Below are 1182 nucleotides of genomic sequence, written 5' to 3' on the forward strand. Positions count from 1 at the left end.
ACTATAGATTATTATTCCATCACCGATCTTGAATCACATATAGATTTGGATACCAGCTATTTAATGAAAGAAAATAGAGATTGGACAAAACCTTTACATAAAGCCTTCAAACATTTCTCTAGTATGTATTGCCATAATAAGGCAAGTATTTGTAAAAGCTTTTTTGAAATGATTTATCTTAAAGACTTAATTGAGATTCATGCACATCAAAGAAAAATCTTATTTCGTAAATTGGAGGTTAACCCTTTATTTTCCTTAGAAAAAACTACTAAATTTTCCTCAGTACAAATCCAAAATTAATTATTTAAGATAAGATGTACATCATTCTTAACTTTACTTTTCTGGTCTTAACGAGGTTCCTTAGCTGGGATACTACATCTCTCTTTCTTCAGAATTTAGCTTATCTTCAATGTAATATTACTTACGACAAAATTGATTGCTATCATACACATAATCGGTTTTTAGAAAATTATTTATACAAAATTACAAATTCCAGAAACTCTATAGGTAAAAATATTCCCATAAAGGATATTCAAAATACTATATCTCAATTTTGTGGGTACTCATCAAGCAAAATATCTTTTATTGGATATGTATCAAATATTGAGTACAACGAAATATGCAAATACAAAGAAACTTTAAATCTTGTTAACGATATTCATAAAATAAATTCTTAAAAAATAGTCCCGAACAAGATATCAATTCAAAAAGAAAACCTTCGTAAAGTTGAATATCTACTTGAATATTTCTCTATTGAAGATAACTTATTACTAAGCAGATTTGAAATTGAAAAAAATCCACTTGATTTAGATTATCGAGAAACTTTACGCTACTCATTAAGAACAGCCAAAAAAATTAGAGGTAATTTAACTATTTTTTTATCTAACCCCTATTTATTGAGAACCTCTACATCTTTTGTCAATGAACTTATTAAATTACATTCTGGAATACCTATTGAGTTCTTGTTGGGGTATGAAGATATATATCAAACCAAAGTAAAGCAAAACTTACAAAAGTGTGATTCAAACTGTGAACATTTTGATAAAAAAACATTGATTGAAAATTTAAAACCCCAAGAATCCTCAAAAGCATGGTTTAAATACAGCGAGCAATTTTGTTCATTACTCACCAGCACTCTTAAAGAGCCTGATATTGTAGATTACAAAAAAAGTTGTCTTTATA

2 pseudogenes are annotated in these 1182 nt (G+C 27.5%); both read left to right on the forward strand.

The window, feature by feature from the left end:
- Positions 1–300, forward strand: a pseudogene (locus T432_RS08175) (hypothetical protein); the annotation flags it as partial.
- 14 nt (positions 301–314) lie between these two features.
- A pseudogene (locus T432_RS09095) lies at positions 315–1182 on the forward strand (hypothetical protein); the annotation flags it as partial.

The organism is Taylorella asinigenitalis ATCC 700933 (assembly GCF_000687755.1).
Taxonomy (GTDB): Bacteria; Pseudomonadota; Gammaproteobacteria; order Burkholderiales; family Burkholderiaceae_B; genus Taylorella; species Taylorella asinigenitalis.